The 15351-nt window shown below is 52.1% G+C and carries 13 protein-coding genes; 5 read left to right on the top strand and 8 right to left on the bottom strand.

Annotated elements, in window-relative coordinates; translation table 11 throughout:
- Window positions 1-14 precede the first annotated feature (14 nt).
- From ACJJI5_RS01070 to ACJJI5_RS01060, 3 genes are all read left to right on the top strand, one after another.
- Window positions 15-758, top strand: a complete 744-nt coding sequence (locus ACJJI5_RS01070; protein ID WP_444895553.1) for a hypothetical protein — start codon at window positions 15-17, stop codon at window positions 756-758.
- Window positions 759-942: 184 nt separating this feature from the next.
- Entirely contained in the window at window positions 943-2568 is a 1626-nt protein-coding gene (locus ACJJI5_RS01065; protein WP_445355315.1) for a M28 family metallopeptidase, read from the top strand.
- Between the two features lie 132 nt (window positions 2569-2700).
- Entirely contained in the window at window positions 2701-3195 is a 495-nt protein-coding gene (locus ACJJI5_RS01060) for a hypothetical protein (RefSeq protein ID WP_444895551.1), read from the top strand.
- A 49-nt stretch (window positions 3196-3244) separates the two neighbouring features.
- Here the strand turns inward: ACJJI5_RS01060 and ACJJI5_RS01055 are convergent, their stop codons facing one another.
- The gene (locus tag ACJJI5_RS01055; protein WP_445355314.1) at window positions 3245-4123 is read right to left on the bottom strand and encodes a LysR family transcriptional regulator; all 879 of its coding nucleotides are present in this window, start codon (window positions 4121-4123) and stop codon (window positions 3245-3247) included.
- A gap of 124 nt (window positions 4124-4247) precedes the next feature.
- Between ACJJI5_RS01055 and ACJJI5_RS01050 the strand changes: the two genes are divergently transcribed.
- Together ACJJI5_RS01050 and ACJJI5_RS01045 are read left to right on the top strand one after the other, a co-directional pair.
- Entirely contained in the window at window positions 4248-5024 is a 777-nt protein-coding gene (locus ACJJI5_RS01050; protein ID WP_413663957.1) for a ferredoxin--NADP reductase, read from the top strand.
- A gap of 139 nt (window positions 5025-5163) precedes the next feature.
- A complete protein-coding gene (locus ACJJI5_RS01045) occupies window positions 5164-5727 on the top strand; it encodes a lipocalin family protein (protein WP_444906728.1) in 564 nt (187 codons plus the stop codon).
- Here ACJJI5_RS01045 and ACJJI5_RS01040 read toward each other — a convergent pair.
- The 7 genes from ACJJI5_RS01040 to ACJJI5_RS01010 all read right to left on the bottom strand — a co-directional run bounded on the left by ACJJI5_RS01040 (window position 5716) and on the right by ACJJI5_RS01010 (window position 15327).
- Complete coding sequence (locus ACJJI5_RS01040) at window positions 5716-7407, bottom strand: hypothetical protein (RefSeq protein ID WP_445355313.1); 1692 nt, start codon at window positions 7405-7407, stop codon at window positions 5716-5718. The genes ACJJI5_RS01045 and ACJJI5_RS01040 overlap by 12 nt on opposite strands.
- Complete coding sequence (locus ACJJI5_RS01035) at window positions 7404-9632, bottom strand: hypothetical protein (protein WP_444906726.1); 2229 nt, start codon at window positions 9630-9632, stop codon at window positions 7404-7406. Before ACJJI5_RS01035 ends, ACJJI5_RS01040 begins: the two co-directional genes overlap by 4 nt.
- Window positions 9625-10845 carry a BatA domain-containing protein gene (locus ACJJI5_RS01030; protein ID WP_445355312.1) on the bottom strand — a complete coding sequence of 407 codons (1221 nt, stop codon included), beginning with the start codon at window positions 10843-10845 and terminating at the stop codon, window positions 9625-9627. Before ACJJI5_RS01030 ends, ACJJI5_RS01035 begins: the two co-directional genes overlap by 8 nt.
- A gap of 1 nt (window position 10846) precedes the next feature.
- On the bottom strand, window positions 10847-11749 hold the full coding sequence (locus ACJJI5_RS01025; RefSeq protein ID WP_445355311.1) for a DUF58 domain-containing protein: 903 nt from the start codon (window positions 11747-11749) through the stop codon (window positions 10847-10849).
- A 5-nt stretch (window positions 11750-11754) separates the two neighbouring features.
- Window positions 11755-12753, bottom strand: a complete 999-nt coding sequence (locus tag ACJJI5_RS01020; protein ID WP_445355310.1) for an AAA family ATPase — start codon at window positions 12751-12753, stop codon at window positions 11755-11757.
- Window positions 12754-12755: 2 nt separating this feature from the next.
- The gene (locus tag ACJJI5_RS01015; RefSeq protein ID WP_444899365.1) at window positions 12756-13481 is read right to left on the bottom strand and encodes a DUF4159 domain-containing protein; all 726 of its coding nucleotides are present in this window, start codon (window positions 13479-13481) and stop codon (window positions 12756-12758) included.
- A gap of 214 nt (window positions 13482-13695) precedes the next feature.
- A complete protein-coding gene (locus ACJJI5_RS01010) occupies window positions 13696-15327 on the bottom strand; it encodes a TldD/PmbA family protein (RefSeq protein WP_108731287.1) in 1632 nt (543 codons plus the stop codon).
- Between the last annotated feature and the right edge of the window lie 24 nt (window positions 15328-15351).

The following is a 15351-nucleotide window of genomic DNA, read 5'->3' as shown; positions in this document are numbered from 1 at the left end:
TATGTAGCCTGCCAGTGCGTATCAACTATCCCCCCACAGAGCCCCACGGCGAGATTCGCCAACTGTTGCCTAATTTTTTTTATGTTCCCGGAACTATCAAACTAGCGCCGGGGGTCACTATCAATCGCAATATGGGAATCGCTCGCTGGCAGGATCACCTTACCTTGATTAATCCCATCAGATTGCGTCCACAGCAGGAGGAAAAGTTAAAAGATCTTGGGCGTGTGAGTCACGCGATACGGCTCGGCTATCACCATGGACGTGATGATCTCTACTACAGAGACCACTTTGATCTTACCTTTTGGACACAGCGCGGCTCAGATTTTTATCCGCCAAAAGCAGATAAGGTGTTGCGACAGGAGGATGTTTGTCCAATACCGGGGGGGCGCTTTATTGTCTTTTCCCAAAGTCAGTTTCCAGAAGCCGTATTGTGGCTCCCGTTTAGTGGCGGACTACTGGTCAGTTGTGATGCCTTGCAGTATTGGCAGTCATGGCATGGGTGCAATTGGCTTGGTAAAAACCTATTGAGGTTTTCAGGTATACGTCAGGGCATGCAGATAGCTCCCTCTTGGCGGGCGAGAATGACACCAAGTGATAAAGATCCAAGGTGTTGGATGCGGAATGATTTCGAGCAAATCTTAAGACGGCCTTTTTTGCATTTTCTTGCCGCTCATGGAGATTTTTGTGCGGATAATGCCTACGAAAAAGTAGCATGTGCGGTGGGGCGGGTGTTCCCCGGTTTTGAGAAAGCCGCATAGGCGAAATTAGCAACTGCTATAAGGATACTGTTTAGATAGCTCGGCTAAGTTTGCCCTAGATCGTGGTAAGATAGGTAATTGCTCGACGGTTCGCAGGCACCTCAATGTTAACGTTTGTGGCGCAATTCTATTCGACCTGTCCGTATCAACAATCACGCTTTTTTCCTGAGAAGTAACACTCCCCATGAGAATAAAGAGTCTATTGGGTGCCTTGGCTATGGCACTTCTGGTGGCTTGCACCACCTCAAGCTTTGAAAACACTGGTCCCACAGCAGATAGTGATTACATTCGCCAGGATATCAATTTCCTTGCGTCAGCGGAGCTTGAGGGGCGTGATACTGGCAGTGAGGGTTATCGCCAAGCAGCACAGTATGTGGCAGATCAGTATAAAAAAATGGGACTGATCCCAGCGGGAGAGCGAGGCTATTTTCAGGAAGTACCTTTTCGTAGCGCCAGCTGGAACGGGGATGAACCTAAATTTGTCCTGATAGGCTCAGACAGTGAAATCTCCATGCAATTTGGTGAGGACTTCCTCGCATCCCCTTCTGCGTTGAGTGAACACTCGGGACTCAACGCTGAGTTGATATTTGTCGGTTACGGTATCGAGGCCCCTGACTACGATATTAATGATTATGCCGATCTAGATGTGCAGGGAAAGATTGTGGTTGCACTTGCCGGGCGCCCGCAGAGCTTGCCCAGTGAAGTGGGGGCTCACTACTCCTCTCCGCGCACCAAGCGTCAAGTCGCAGCAAAACATGGTGCTGTAGGTTATGTTCGCCTGTATACGCCTGAGCGGGAGAAGCGCCGCCCATTTGATTACTACGCTAAGCATCGCCTTGATGATACTTTTGACTGGGTGAGAAAGAACAATATACCGGGTAGTGCAATCCCGGGCATGCACCCGGGAGTTATGCTGAGTATCGCTGCGGGCAGCAAGCTGTTTAACGGCGCAGAGCGCAGCTTAGAAAGTATTTTTAGCGATATTGAGCAAGGAAAGATCCCGAAAGGCTTCACGCTTGAGTACCGTGCAGAATTAATCAGCAGCTCTAAGCATGAGCACCTAACCAGCCCCAATGTGGTGGCGGTGTTGCCAGGGAGTGATCCACACCTTAAAGATGAATATGTTGTTTTCTCCGCACATCTGGATCATGTTGGAAAAAAAGAAGATGGCAAAATTCATTACGGCGCTCAGGATAATGCGGCCGGTATTGCCGTTATGTTGGAAACTGCACGCTTATTTGTTGAATCTGGTCAGAGTCCTCGCAGATCACTGCTGTTCGTTGCTGTTACCGCTGAAGAGAAAGGTTTGCTGGGATCGGATTACTTCGCTGAGTACCCCACAGTGCCACGGGCGTCTATCGTAGCCAACATCAACCTTGACATGCCCATGTTACTCTATCCATTCCGAGACATTATTGCTTTCGGTGCTGAACATTCATCTTTGGGGAAAATTGCGGAGCAGGCTGCAAATCGCTCCGGGCTAAAACTCAGTCCCGACCCCATGCCTGAGGAAGTTATCTTCGTGCGCAGTGACCACTATAATTTCGTTCGTCGCGGAGTTCCTTCTATTTACTTGATTACTGGAAGGGAGGCCAAAGATTCCAGCATCGATGGTACTGCTGCACAGATGGCTTTCTTACGTGAGCGATACCACAAGCCAGGAGATGCTGCTGACGAGCAGATTAGCTATGAAGCGGCCAAACAGTTTACCGAGGTGAACTACCTGATTGCCAGGGAAGTGGCTGACTCTGAAGCTAGGCCATATTGGTATGAAGGGGATTTTTTTGGAGAGCTATTTGGTACTAATTAGATATTAGCGACTAACAGTTCAATTGTGAAAGAATTGTGCGTAATTTTTGTAAGATGAATATAGGTCTATGTTAAATTGCGCAACCTATCGGCTAGTTACCGATAATTAAAATATATAACACTAGGAGTAAATATGTTTAAGAAATACGCTTTGGGGGCTGTTGTTGCTGGATTGGTGACAGTAACTGGCTGTGCAAGTATCGTGAGTGAAAGTTCCTACCCGGTAACTATCAACAGCACTCCGAACGGTGCAAACTTCACTATCATTAATGAAGCGGGCTTGGATGTTCATAGTGGTGTAACCCCTGACACAATTACCCTGCCTGCATCTAATGGGTTCTTTTCTTCTGCAAGCTATACGGTGAAATACCAAATGGCTGGTTACAATGAACAGAGCTTTTTGATTGAAGCGGGTATGGATGGCTGGTACATCGGTAATATTCTTTTTGGTGGTTTAATTGGCTGGTTGATCGTTGACCCAGCAACTGGTGCAATGTGGAAACTGCCAGAATCTGCGCATGTTACTCTGCAGTCAAATACCGCTGTTGCTCCGATCGGTGGGTTAAATATAGCTTCTATTGACGAAGTGCCGGAAGAGGCTAAATCACAGTTGGTACGAATTAAGTAATATCGTTGCCAGTTGTTAGGAAGCCACCCTTGAGGTGGCTTTTTTTTAATTAAGCTTGTTTACACAGCTCAATCCATCGTTCAATTCCTGCACTTCTATACTTTTGCCGCTGTAGGGCAAAATAAAACTCTCGCTGAAAATTTCTCTGTGGTACAGGGAGCTCAATTAAGGAGTTTCTCTTAAACGCCTCAGCTAATGAAACTCTGGATAAGCAGCTAATACCAAGTCCGGTCTCTACAGCTCGTTTTATGGCTTCCGTATGTTGTAACTCAAGTAAAATGTGAAGCTTGGGGAGTATGCCAGCCATTGCCCGTTCAAAAGTCTGTCGCGTTCCAGAGCCCGATTCCCTGGTGATCCAGGTCGCACCGATCAGGTCTTTATCGGCGAGGCGCTTGCGGCTTGCCAGAGGGTGGTTGGGTGCACAGAAAACAACCAGCTCATCATGGCGCCAGGGAATGATTTCCAAATCCGGGTGATTGATCTCTCCTTCAATTAATCCCAGGTCCAATTCAAAATTGAGCACCCTCTCGGCAATCGCTGCGGTATTGGCAACTTCCAGTTGTACTTGAGTACCGGGCTGCTCTTCCATATAACGAGCCATCACGCTGGCTGTCAGGTAGTTGCCAATAGTTAGGGTGGCTCCGATCTTCAGGCTTCCCAGTTCCCGGTGAGTGGCCAGTGTCTGCTCAAGTTCCTGGGCTCGCTCCAGGAGTTCTTCCGCCCTTGGCCACAATTGCCGTCCCAGTTCATTGAGACGCAATCGCTTACCGGTGCGCTCGAACAGGCGCAACTCAAACTGCTGTTCAAACTCTTTCAGCGCTGTGGAGGCTGCGGACTGGGACATACTCAGGCTCTCCGCAGCACGACTGACATTCTCGTGATGGGCACAGGCAAGGAACACCTCTAACTGGCGGAGCGTGTAGCGCAAAGGGATATCTCCAGTTGATCGTTAAAATAGATAAGGAATATCGAAATATCCCACTTTGCCAATAGATCTTCTAGGGCTAAAATTCAACTATCAAGAGACTCGTGGAATAACCGGTTTTAAGTTTATGTCCAAATTGAATATAGAGAAGGTGTTGGAAGTCCATCACTGGAACGACACACTGTTTAGCTTCAAGACCACCCGGGATTCGGGTTTTCGCTTTGAGAACGGACATTTCACGATGATCGGTTTGCAGCAGGACAATGGCCGTCCACTGCTGCGCGCCTACTCTATTGCTAGTGCCAACTACGAAGACGAGTTGGAGTTCTTCAGTATCAAGGTTCCCGATGGCCCCCTGACCTCCCGCCTGCAGAAGATTAAGCCGGGCGATGAGATCTACGTGAGCCAAAAACCCACCGGTACTCTGGTGGCGGACCACCTGCTGCCGGGCAAACGCCTGTGGTTGCTGTCCACGGGTACTGGCTTGGCACCTTTCATGAGCATCATCAAAGATCCCACGGTCTACGAGCGTTTTGACCAGGTAATCCTTACTCACGGTGTTCGCTATGTTTCTGAGCTGGCTTACCAGGAGCAGATCGAGAACGAATTGCCGGAACACGAGTACTTTGGCGAGATGGTACGCGAGCAACTGCTTTACTACCCAACCGTTACCCGTGAGCCCTATCGGAATACTGGCCGCCTGACTGATCTCATGCTGTCCGGAAAGCTTTTCACCGATCTGGGTGTGCCCAAGCCGAGTGTTGAGGAAGATCGCTTTATGCTGTGCGGCAGTCCGGCAATGCTGAAGGATCTCACCAATATCCTCGATGACTGGGGATTCAAGGAGACCCGCGCAGGTGTACCTCACGAGTATGTGATTGAGCGCGCTTTCGTCGAAAAATAAGTTGGTCAGTCCAGCGATAAAAAAACCACCCTCGCGGTGGTTTTTTTATGGGTGAAATACAGATTCCCGAAACTATCCTGATCTTGTGAAACCCCTGCCTTCTATTCTGACTTGAGGGGAGCTTGCTGGGAGTGGCTAGATGAAGCTGTTTTCACTGGGTGTATTACTGATTTCCTTTTTCTGGCTGGGTGCCTGTACCCGGGTGCCGGAGGGGGTTGAGCCTGTCCAAAACTTCCAGCTACAGCGATATTTAGGTCACTGGTATGAGATTGCTCGATTGGATCACTCATTCGAGCGCGGCCTGACCCAGGTAACTGCCGACTACAGTCTCAACCATGATGGTTCTGTCGCGGTGATCAATACCGGCTATTCAAAAGCGCGTGATGCCTGGCAAATGGCGGAGGGGAGGGCCGAGTTTGTCGGCCCGAAAAATGTGGGCCATTTGAAAGTCTCTTTTCTTGGCCCCTTTTACTCATCCTATATCGTGATTGCTCTATCGGATGACTACCAATACGCGATGGTATCTGGCTACGATAAATCCTATCTGTGGATATTGTCCCGCACCCCAACCATGCCCAAGGATGTGTTGGAGCAGTTTTTACAGAAGGCCAAAGCTTTGGGGTATCCCGTCGACCAGATGATATTTCCCAAGCAAGAGGCTAAGCCCGGAAATAAGCCCTCGGTGCAGCCCTCAGGGTCGTGATCTGTTCAAAAGCCTGCGTTCCCGCCACCAGCTTATACACACTAGTAACAGCAATATAAGGGCCGGCCATTGGCGCCCCAACAAAACCCTGTTTGCGTGATTATTTGCTTCTGGCCCCAAACGTGCGGCAGCCATTAGTTGGGTTTCCCTGGCATTCAGGGACTGCTGCCATAGAGGCCAGTCCTCTTTGGCAAAGATATAGAAGTCTAGTACCGACTCCCCTTCCAATTCAGTCCAAAGCTGGTGCCAACCTGAATTTTGGGGCCAGAAGCTGTAGCACTGACCCTGGGAACTTCTGCTTGCGGCGATTCCTTTGGTAGAGCGGGAGCTATCTTGAAACTCTGATAAGAATGGACTCTGATCAGAAAAAAGTGGGCTGCATAGGGTGATGCGTTCTTGTGTACGCGGTAACTCATTGGAGAGGATTACTGGCTGCTGACTACCCAAATGCTTGAGTTGGTAATCAATAATGGACTTCCACAGGCTGGCGAATTCAGTAGTAAAGCCACTGGTTAGCCAGCGATGGCTGTCACTAAATAGGATAAACCCCAGGTGTTGTGTCTCAGTCGAACGCCCCCAGAAAAGTGGGGGCTCTCCATTGCCCAGTAAAAAGTCGTAGGAGCCGGGCTGTGTGACTTTGAAGCCAAGATTACGCAGTGGGGGAATCTCCGGATTGTCCGCTTTTTGGTAGCCAAAGCCGGAATGTAAGTGGGTGGCTTCTTCCTTTTGTAGAGGCATGGATTGGGCAGCAGCGTATTGGAGAAACTCTTCAGAGCTATCGTCACTGACTAACCACAACAGTGACTTTGTAGTGGCCAGCTCGTTGAGCTGACGCTTTTGCAGAGCAGAAAATTGTGGCCACAAACTGCTGTCGAGTATCACTAAATCGAAGGGACTTTCATTCGTGAATAAATCTGCAGACCCGGTAAGTGGAAGGCCGTTGAGAGTTTCTTTTCTTATGATTTCAGGTGCCAACTGGGTCATCACTTGTGCTGTTACACCGGATTGGCGCAGCCAGCGAGAGAGGGCTGCCGTCTCAAAAGAGGGGCGTGCCAGCCACAATAACAATTTGGGTTGGAGCGGTTCTCGCACCAGGATGGGTAAAGGATCTGTATGGGTTTCGCCGGCTTCGCTTTCCGTCCGTACCCGGTATAGCTGGGGGCCCGCGAGTTTTGGAGTGGCAGTGAGTTGTGCCTGAATTGTTTCTCCCACTTTCAGCTCAAGACTGTCTTCAATATGGCCGTAGGGATTGAGCAGGCTAATTTTTACGTTTTCAGTCAGTGGCTGGTTGTTGTGAACCTTTAACTTTAAAGAATCACCCAAGGTAATTTGCCGCTGCCAGTCCAATTCCCAGCGGCCATCAGATTCCAGGATCTTCGATAACTCCAGACGCACCGGTGCCAGGTCCCGAAGTTTGTCGCGGCCGAGTGGCTCCCCACTGAGAGAGATATTTTCCACACCATTGAGATTCATTGGATGTGAGCTCGCCAGCTGTTTGCTGTTGATAGAGATATTGCGCTCGGTGGGAATGATCGCCGGCGGCTGCCAGAGCATCCAGGCACTCAGCCAAATCGCCAATTGCAAGCCATAGTCGAACGGCTTGGTACCTCGGCGGCGCAACAGTACGAGTGATATTAAACAGGCCAACAGGCACAGGCCGGGTATCAAGAAATCAATCACAATGATTTCTCCCCTTGCTGGTGTAGCCAACGGCTGAAATGGCCGTCGGCCTCAGTTTGCAAAGGCAGTGAAGGCGCAGACTCCGGTGCTGGCAGTAGCTGATAGAGCAGCTGATTCAGGGAGTTCGTGCAATCAATGCAATTCGGTTGCTGGTGGCGCTGCTGGTATAAACGCAGCTGTTTGGACAGTTCCAGGCCGAGATCTATTGATTGCTCTGCAGCTAGCTCATTTATCTGCACCAGCAGATCGGTATCGAGTTCGGCGCCAGAGTCTACTTGGGCCATTAGGGCGAGTACCTGTGCTCTTTGTTTTTGTTCAAAGGCACTGTCGACAGTTTCTAGCGTTACGTCTTCCCGTTCACCGCTAAGCCGGCGGCTTTCGTCTATGGGGGGCGCCTCGAACCCGACTCTTTGTAAGTAAATACGCGAAGCCTGCTGTACCTCCTTGATAAAGCGCAGAGCCCGGTGCTGGTGGGGCAGGGAGGCTTGGGGCTCTATAACCGACAGGTCGCGCCAGGAACTCCACATGGCATTCAGCGCGTTGCGCAGTAGCTCCTTGGTTTGGGGATCGAACAGGGTGGCATGCTCTGAGCTGTCATGCCGGTGTCCGGCAGAAGCAGCTATGCGCTCTGCCTGTTGGAAATGGGAGTCTCGCTGTGCAAAGGGAGTGGCATTTTCTTCGCCATGTGATTGGTGCTCACCTTGTTCTGTATGATCGTGGCTATGGCCGTGTTCGGATTCTTCTTTATCATCGTGCTTCTCGCTCTCTGCGCCAGAATGCTCCGCTTCCGAATCCTCTTCGCCGAGAAAGCGGCCGTAGCGCATGCGCAGCAAATTCTGTTCATAGGCTAAACCCTCGGAGCGTTTGCGAAACTCCTGTGGATGCAGCTGCTCTCGCTCGGCTAGTAGGGCCTCGGTGTCAATAATCAGCTGGCGTTGGCTGCGGAAGTACTCCGGTAATATCTTAATCGCCATCCCCTCGCTGTCACTCAGCCCGAAAATCTCTTCTTGCGGCCAGCGCAAGATAAAGTGTTGGCTCTTGGCAACGTTGGCGCTGGGCTCGCGGTTATCCCTGGCCTCCAAATACCAGTAAAGTTCATCTCCCGCTTCCATGGAAAACTGGTGGATGGGCAGGAGGAAATCGTAGCGAGCTGCTTTCTTATCTTCCGAGGAGTTTGTTAATAAAGCAGTGGGTTGCAAACTGGTGAGAGCAATACGCTCTTCGCGAAAGCGTAAATTTTCCCCGGTGCCGCTGGCGAGGGTGACCAATAAATCCGCAGAACTCACCTGGTAATCATCATTAATGATTACTTTCACGGGAATACTTTGAGCGCTGCCTTGAATCGTATCGACGCGCAAGCTGGGTGCCTCAAAGGTAAACTCCGGAGCATTGTCTTTTTGCACCCGAATATTATGAATTTCCGGCAATAGCATTTGGCTCTCCGCGAGTTGCACTGAGAGCTGGTAAAAGTCTGCTTTAGCGATTGTGCGTTGTAATTGCCATTTTTTACTGGGTAGATCACCTAGTGGAGAAAAGGCGAAGCGCTCAGTTTCGGCCAGCATTTCCAGCCCTTGCACCGGTTGATTCAATTCAAGTTGCCACTCGACCGCAGACTGCTCCGGCACGTCGACTTGTAGGGATTGGCTGTCGGCTGCGAGCCCAGTGTAGGCGGGCGGCTGGATATGGGTTGCCGCGCGGGTTATGGCGAGCTTTTCGGCAACGGGAATAGCCGTATTTTGTTGCGTGGTCTCAGTTTTATCCCCGGTGAAGTGAGAATCGCTCAGTACAAATAACAATAGTCCCAGGCAGGCACCAAAAGCATTTGTCAGGGTACTGCGGAGTTTTTTTGGACCGAAAAACGACCGGTCGCCACTTTCCAGCAGTTGTTGCAGCTCTGTTTCGATACGCGTGCGCTGTAATTGCTGCAATGGACTTAGGTTGGTTTTCTGTTGGCTAAGCAACTGGCTGCTGTCTTGCAGCTGTGGATATTGTCCATCCAATTGTCGACATAGGCTTTCAGGGCTTGGGCGCCAGCTGCGATCCAATAGAATTGCTACAACAATAATTCCGAGCCAGGCGAGCAATAGCCACTGTGGCCAGCCGAATACAAAAATGCCCAAGCCCGCCAGAAGGCTGAGGCCAGTGGCAAGCCAGAGATAGGGCCACAGGGCTGTCAGTTGCCAGCGCCTGCGCACAGCGTTAAGGGTGGACTGGTGCTTATGCATGGTCGGCCTCCCTATTACTATCGATTGCCATGATGGCTGGGGGACGAGATAGGGCAATTAGGCGTTCAAAAGCCAGAAGTAACAGTAGGGCGGCTATTAACCAGGGTTGCAGTTGTTCAATACGGCGGTTTTCTACCTCGCTGTCTTCTACAGGAAGGCCTGCCCCAGCTATGTCTGCCACTACTTTATTGGCAGACCAGTGGCCACGATTTTGGTGTTGCAGAGCCCAGTCTTGCCCAGACCAGTGCTGCCATAAACGTTCAGGTAAATCTGCGCGGCGATAAAAGGCCTCGCTGTACCAGTCACTTTCGTAGCGCAGCCAACTTCCCCGTCCCACTGAGGCCGCTTGAGCTGACTGGCTGTTATCCACAGCAACGAAGTTGAGATTATCGGCAGGGGGGATGCTGTTGTCGGTGATTAACAGGCTGCCATCTGAAACAAATTCCAGCACGGCTTGTGGCAGGGGAGCGGGGCCCGTGTAGATCAACCAATCTGCCTGCTCGGCATTGGGTGTCTCTTCTTGTTCCTGAATATGCACCGATAGTCCCGGCATATTGCTTTGCCAGTCTTCCAGCACTGGCGCCCACCAGCTGGGTGGTTTGCCCATTAAAGCGATACTCGGTAATACCGGGCTCGGAGCTATGGATGTTTTGTCGAGGCCGTGCCACTGCCAATGGGGACTGACTCTTAGTGCCTGGTGGGATGCTGGAACCCCGTTGTTTATCAACAGGATATGAGCCCTGCGCAAATCCGCCCGGCGTGATAGTACTGATAGAGTTTTCCACAGGTCCACATTTTGTGGTGGGGGTGAGGTTACGGAAGGTGTTTCTGGGGATAACCACAGTACTTTATAACCTTCCCCGACAAGCTGTGGCAGTGAATTGTGGATAAATGTATTCGCTTCGCCCGCCCCAATTCTGGGGTCTACCAGTATCACGCCCTCTTGGGGATAAATTTCCCGTTTAATCAGCGGCTGTGCCAATAAACCTGCCAGCAGTACGACGATTAGCAGGCGCAATAGCAGCAACCACTTGTTATCCACAATAGGGCGGCGCGCGCGACTCTGTGAATATCTTTGTACCCATTGCAGCGCAGCAAAGGAGACCTGTTGTGGATTACTTCGGCGCAGCAAATGAATGGCGATAGGAATAATCAGGGCTGTGAATAGCCATAGCCACTGTGGGGATTGAAATAAGTTATTTATCCACAACATCTCAGCACAACCTGCCGTGCAGTTGAATAAATTGCCGCAGTGACTTTTCCACAGGCTGCTCGATAAGGTCGGTCTGCAGTGAACACTCCTGTGTGGCAAAGCGTGCTTTTAACTCGCTCTGCGCTTGAGCAAAAGCATCCAGGTAAGACTGGCGTTGCCGCTCGGCATCCACTTCTAAAGTAGCGGGAGTACTGGCGCTTACTTCTGGATTGAGCAGCTTTAGCTCTCCGCCAAAAGGAAAAATCTGTTCTGCCTCAATTAACAATTGCAGTGGCAGGCAGGGGCGGCCGGCGGCATGCAGGCGTGCGGCAAAATCGCCGATCTCATTACCCTGTTCAAAAAAATCACTCAGTAACACTACCTGACAGGGCCGCTCAAAGTATTGCCACAGTGGCGCCAGTTGAGTGTGATCTGGCCAGTGGTCGCTGGCGTCGAGTTGTTGTAGCTGAAGAGCGATTTGACGCTGGTGGCTCTCGCCCTGGCCTTCGGGCACATAAACCGTCCGACGGCTGTTAAACGCCAATAGGGAATAGCTGTCTCCCTGGGCGTTGAGCAGCCAGCATAGGCTGGCAATCCAGCACTTGGCGTAATGCAGTTTATTCAGGCTGGGCTCGACAAAGCTTGCCTGGCTCAGGGAGGCGCTGGTATCGAGCACAAAGCACACGTGCATACGGCTCTCCTGCTCGGTCTCGCGCACATAGTAGCGATCACTGCGGGCAAACAGTTTCCAGTCGATATGGCGGATGGAATCACCCGCTTGATAACCTCGGTATTGGTGAAATTCCAGGCCGGTGCCACGGCGCTGGCTGTGTTGCACACCGAGCATTACGCCCTCGGCGATATGCCGCGACAGCCATACCAGATCGCGACAACTGGCCAGGGTTTTGGGGGACAGGTATTCCACGCTGATCAGTCCCGGCCCGGTTCCGGCACCGCCGTCAGTAATTCATCAATCAGCTGTGGCATCTGCACGCCATCGGCCTGGGCCTGGAAGCTGAGCAGCACCCGGTGGCGCAGCACTGGCAGTAACAGGCTGCGGATATCCTCGCGGGTGATGGCGAGGCGTCGTTGCAAAAGGGCGCGGGCCTTGGCGGCGAGAATCAGAGCCTGCCCCGCGCGGGGGCCGGCGCCCCACTTGATCCACTGTTGCAGGGTATCGCTGCCGCTGGTTTCCATACGGGTAGCGCGCACTAGTGCCGCCACGTAGCAGTACAAATCGTCGCTAACATGAATTTCCCGCACCAGTTGCTGCATTTCGCGCAATTGCTCTGCATCCAGGCTGGGGCTGGGTTTGACCCTGCTGGCACCGGTGGTGGAGCGCAGGATTTCAACTTCATCCCGCTCATCGGGATAGTCGATATGAATATTTAACAGAAAGCGGTCCAGCTGAGCTTCCGGCAGTGGATAGGTACCAGCCTGCTCGATGGGATTTTGTGTGGCCAGTACGAAATAGGGATTGGGCAACTTCAATGTGTTACCGCCCACCGTTACCGAGCCTTCCTGCATGGACTCCAATAGGGCTGCCTGGGTTTTCGGCGGCGTGCGGTTAATTTCATCGGCGAGCAGGATATTGGTGAAAACCGGGCCCTGCTGGAATTTAAAAAAGCGCTTGCCGGTGCTGTGATCCTCTTCGAGGATCTCACTGCCGAGAATATCTCCGGGCATTAAATCCGGGGTGAACTGCACCCGCTTAAAATCCAGCGCACTGGCATCGGCGAGGGTTTTTACCAGCAGGGTTTTACCCAGCCCCGGCACCCCTTCGAGTAGGGCGTGGCCCCCAGCCAACAGGCAGATCAGCATCTGTTCCACTACGGGTTTTTGGCCGACAATCACCCGCGCAATTTCCTGTTGAAGATTGTCGAGGCTGTGCAGTTGTTGTTCGATACTATTTTCCAGGGTGGTCAGCATAATCAGCTCGTCAGTGCGTAAATAACAATGTTCACCGCAAATTTTGTGTTATCGATGGCGAGCCAGCGTTTGTTGCGGTAGTCGTAGTCCCATTCGCAGCCGAAATCCTTGTTGCTGTAGAGCACTGCGATACGGCCATTAACAACAATGGCTTTCAGGTAGTCGTGTACCAGATCATCACCCCAGCCATTTAATTCAAAGCTGGTTACCGGCAATTCATCGAATTGAAAGAAACAGCGGTAGAGGTCGTGATCGTCCGGGAGTTTTTGCAGGCAGTCTTCGCCAAACAGCTCGGCCATTTGCGCTTCGAAGGATTTGGCAAAGAGACCGTCGATATCGTGGTTGCAGTCGTCGACAAATACAAAGCCACCGCGATTGACGTAATCGCGAAAATTCTTTGCCTCTTCCGTGGTGAATTGCACCAGCTTGTGTCCGGCCAGGTAGCAGAAAGGCGCCAGCAGCATTTTCTTATCGGCCAGCGGCACTATGTGCTCTTTGGGATCGACCCTCAGATTGGTGTACTCCACCAGAGAATTGAGCAGGTTGGAGGGCATGCGCTGATCCACATCCCAGTCACCGGACTCGTACATCAAGCGGGTGAAATAAAAATCGTAGTGCTCCTGCGCACTACCCGGTGCGGTATTTTGTGCGCGTGTGCCCAGCGGCAGCGCTGCGGCGCAGCTACCCAGGATCAGGCGCTGAAGAAAAGCCTTGCGGGTGAGGGACACGGGATAACTCTGTTACTGCGTTGGTTTTTATTGTTGAGAGCAAAGGAAAGAGGGTGCTCCGTTCGAGACACGCTGTAAATACATCCCTGTACGCTCGTAATCGGCATCCATGCCTCATACGGTCTCGAACGGAGCACCTTCTTTCCTTCTACCCATTTACTTTCAATGCTGGGAGCTGACTGGTTTGCTGGCCAGCTCCCGCCTGGATCAATGGCTAGCCCAGCTTGCGCTTGGTGTTGATCACATTGATACCGTCGAAGCGTGCAGTGGAACTACCGTGGGATACCGCACTGGTTTGCATCGGCTGTCCCTTACCGTCAAAGAAGGAACCACCCAGGCGGTAATCATCTTTGTCGCAGACTTGCGAACAGGCATTCCAGAATTCTTGGGTGTTGGACTGGTAGGCGACGTCCTCCACCATGCCGGTAATCTTGCCGTCTTCAATCTCGTAGAACAGCTGTCCACCAAACTGAAAGTTGTAGCGTTGCTGGTCGATGGAGAAGGAACCGGCACCCACAATGTAAATGCCCTTTTCCACATCCTTGATCATATCGTCAACGCTCAGCTCCTCCTTGCCAGGCAACAGTGAAACGTTGGACATGCGCTGGAACTGCACGCTGGACCAACTGTCGGCGTAGCAGCAGCCGTGGGATTTCTTTTGCCCCAGCATATGTACCTGGTCGCGGGTGGCCTGGTAGTTCACCAGTACGCCGTCTTTTACCAGATCCCAGTTGCGGGTCTTCACGCCTTCATCGTCGTAGCCGACGGCGCCGAGAGAGCCGGGCTGTACCTTATCGGCAAACAGGTTGACCTTGTCGCTGCCGTATTGGAATTTGCCGCTGCGCCATTTATCGATAGTGGCGAAAGAGGTGCCCGCAAAATTGGCCTCGTAACCCAGCACGCGGTCCAGCTCCAATGGATGGCCGACGGATTCATGGATGGTGAGCCAAAGGTGGCTTGGGTCCAGCACCAGGTCGTACTTGCCCGGTTTGACCGATTTAGCCGTGAGCTTTTCCTTGGCTTGTTGCGCCGCCAGGCGTGCGTCTTCGGCCATATCGTAGGAATCGCGATAGAGCACTGTCTGCGCTTGGATCTTGTCTTCGGCGCGGCCATCCAGGTATTCAAAGCCGCGTCCTACCGGCTGGCTGAGGCCTTGGCGAGTGCGGAAGCCGCCGGTTTTCTTGTCCACTGCGGTGACCGAGAAGGGCGCCCACAAACGGTGAACATCCTGGTCGATATAGGAGCCGTCGGTAGAGGCAAAATACTTTTGCTCATTCACCAGGTACAACATGGAATTGATATAGCTGGCGCCGGCATCCATAGCGGACTTGTTCACGTCCATTAACAGGTCCACCTTGTCGGCCAGTGGGATCTGCATAGCGTTTTTCTGGATGGGTGTCTGCCAGCTCACCTCGCCGTGGCCTTTTACCGGAGCCAGCTGTACGGGCTCCTGCTGGTATTTGGAGTTGGCCTTAGCGGTAGCTACTGCCTGGCGGGTGGCGCGGGCGACGCCATCGGCTGTCAGGTCATTGGTGGCAGCAAAGCCCCAGGTGCCGTTGGCAATAACCCGAATCCCCATGCCGATAGATTCGGTGTTCACCACGTCCTGCACTTTCATCTCGCGGGTGATCACGTATTGGTTCAGGTAGCGACCAATACGCACATCGGCATAAGTGGCGCCGAGTTTGGTGGCGGTATTCAGGGCGACATCGGCAAATTCTTTTTTTACCGAGAGATCAATACCGCTTTGTGTCAGTTTGCTCTCGGCGACCAGATTGCCGGACAGCGGCAACATGGAAACACCCAGGCCGGCACCGCTGAGCTGGAGAAATTTTCTTCTTTCCATTTCGTTATCCTCGATGGGTGCTGG

This window comes from Microbulbifer maximicatervae (SeqCode) (assembly GCF_052467955.1).
Note: the sequence above shows the minus strand (reverse complement) of the source record. Positions and strands in the feature narration are given on the sequence as shown.

Bases quoted from the DNA above. Each gene is read 5' to 3' on its own strand.
- ACJJI5_RS01065 (WP_445355315.1), top strand. From the start codon at position 943: ATGAGAATAAAGAGTCTATTGGGTGCCTTGGCTATGGCACTTCTGGTG.
- ACJJI5_RS01060 (WP_444895551.1), top strand. From the start codon at position 2,701: ATGTTTAAGAAATACGCTTTGGGGGCTGTTGTTGCTGGATTGGTGACA.
- ACJJI5_RS01050 (WP_413663957.1), top strand. From the start codon at position 4,248: ATGTCCAAATTGAATATAGAGAAGGTGTTGGAAGTCCATCACTGGAAC.
- ACJJI5_RS01045 (WP_444906728.1), top strand. From the start codon at position 5,164: ATGAAGCTGTTTTCACTGGGTGTATTACTGATTTCCTTTTTCTGGCTG.
- ACJJI5_RS01035 (WP_444906726.1), bottom strand. From the start codon at position 9,632: ATGCATAAGCACCAGTCCACCCTTAACGCTGTGCGCAGGCGCTGGCAA.
- ACJJI5_RS01030 (WP_445355312.1), bottom strand. From the start codon at position 10,845: ATGTTGTGGATAAATAACTTATTTCAATCCCCACAGTGGCTATGGCTA.
- ACJJI5_RS01020 (WP_445355310.1), bottom strand. From the start codon at position 12,753: ATGCTGACCACCCTGGAAAATAGTATCGAACAACAACTGCACAGCCTC.
- ACJJI5_RS01010 (WP_108731287.1), bottom strand. From the start codon at position 15,327: ATGGAAAGAAGAAAATTTCTCCAGCTCAGCGGTGCCGGCCTGGGTGTT.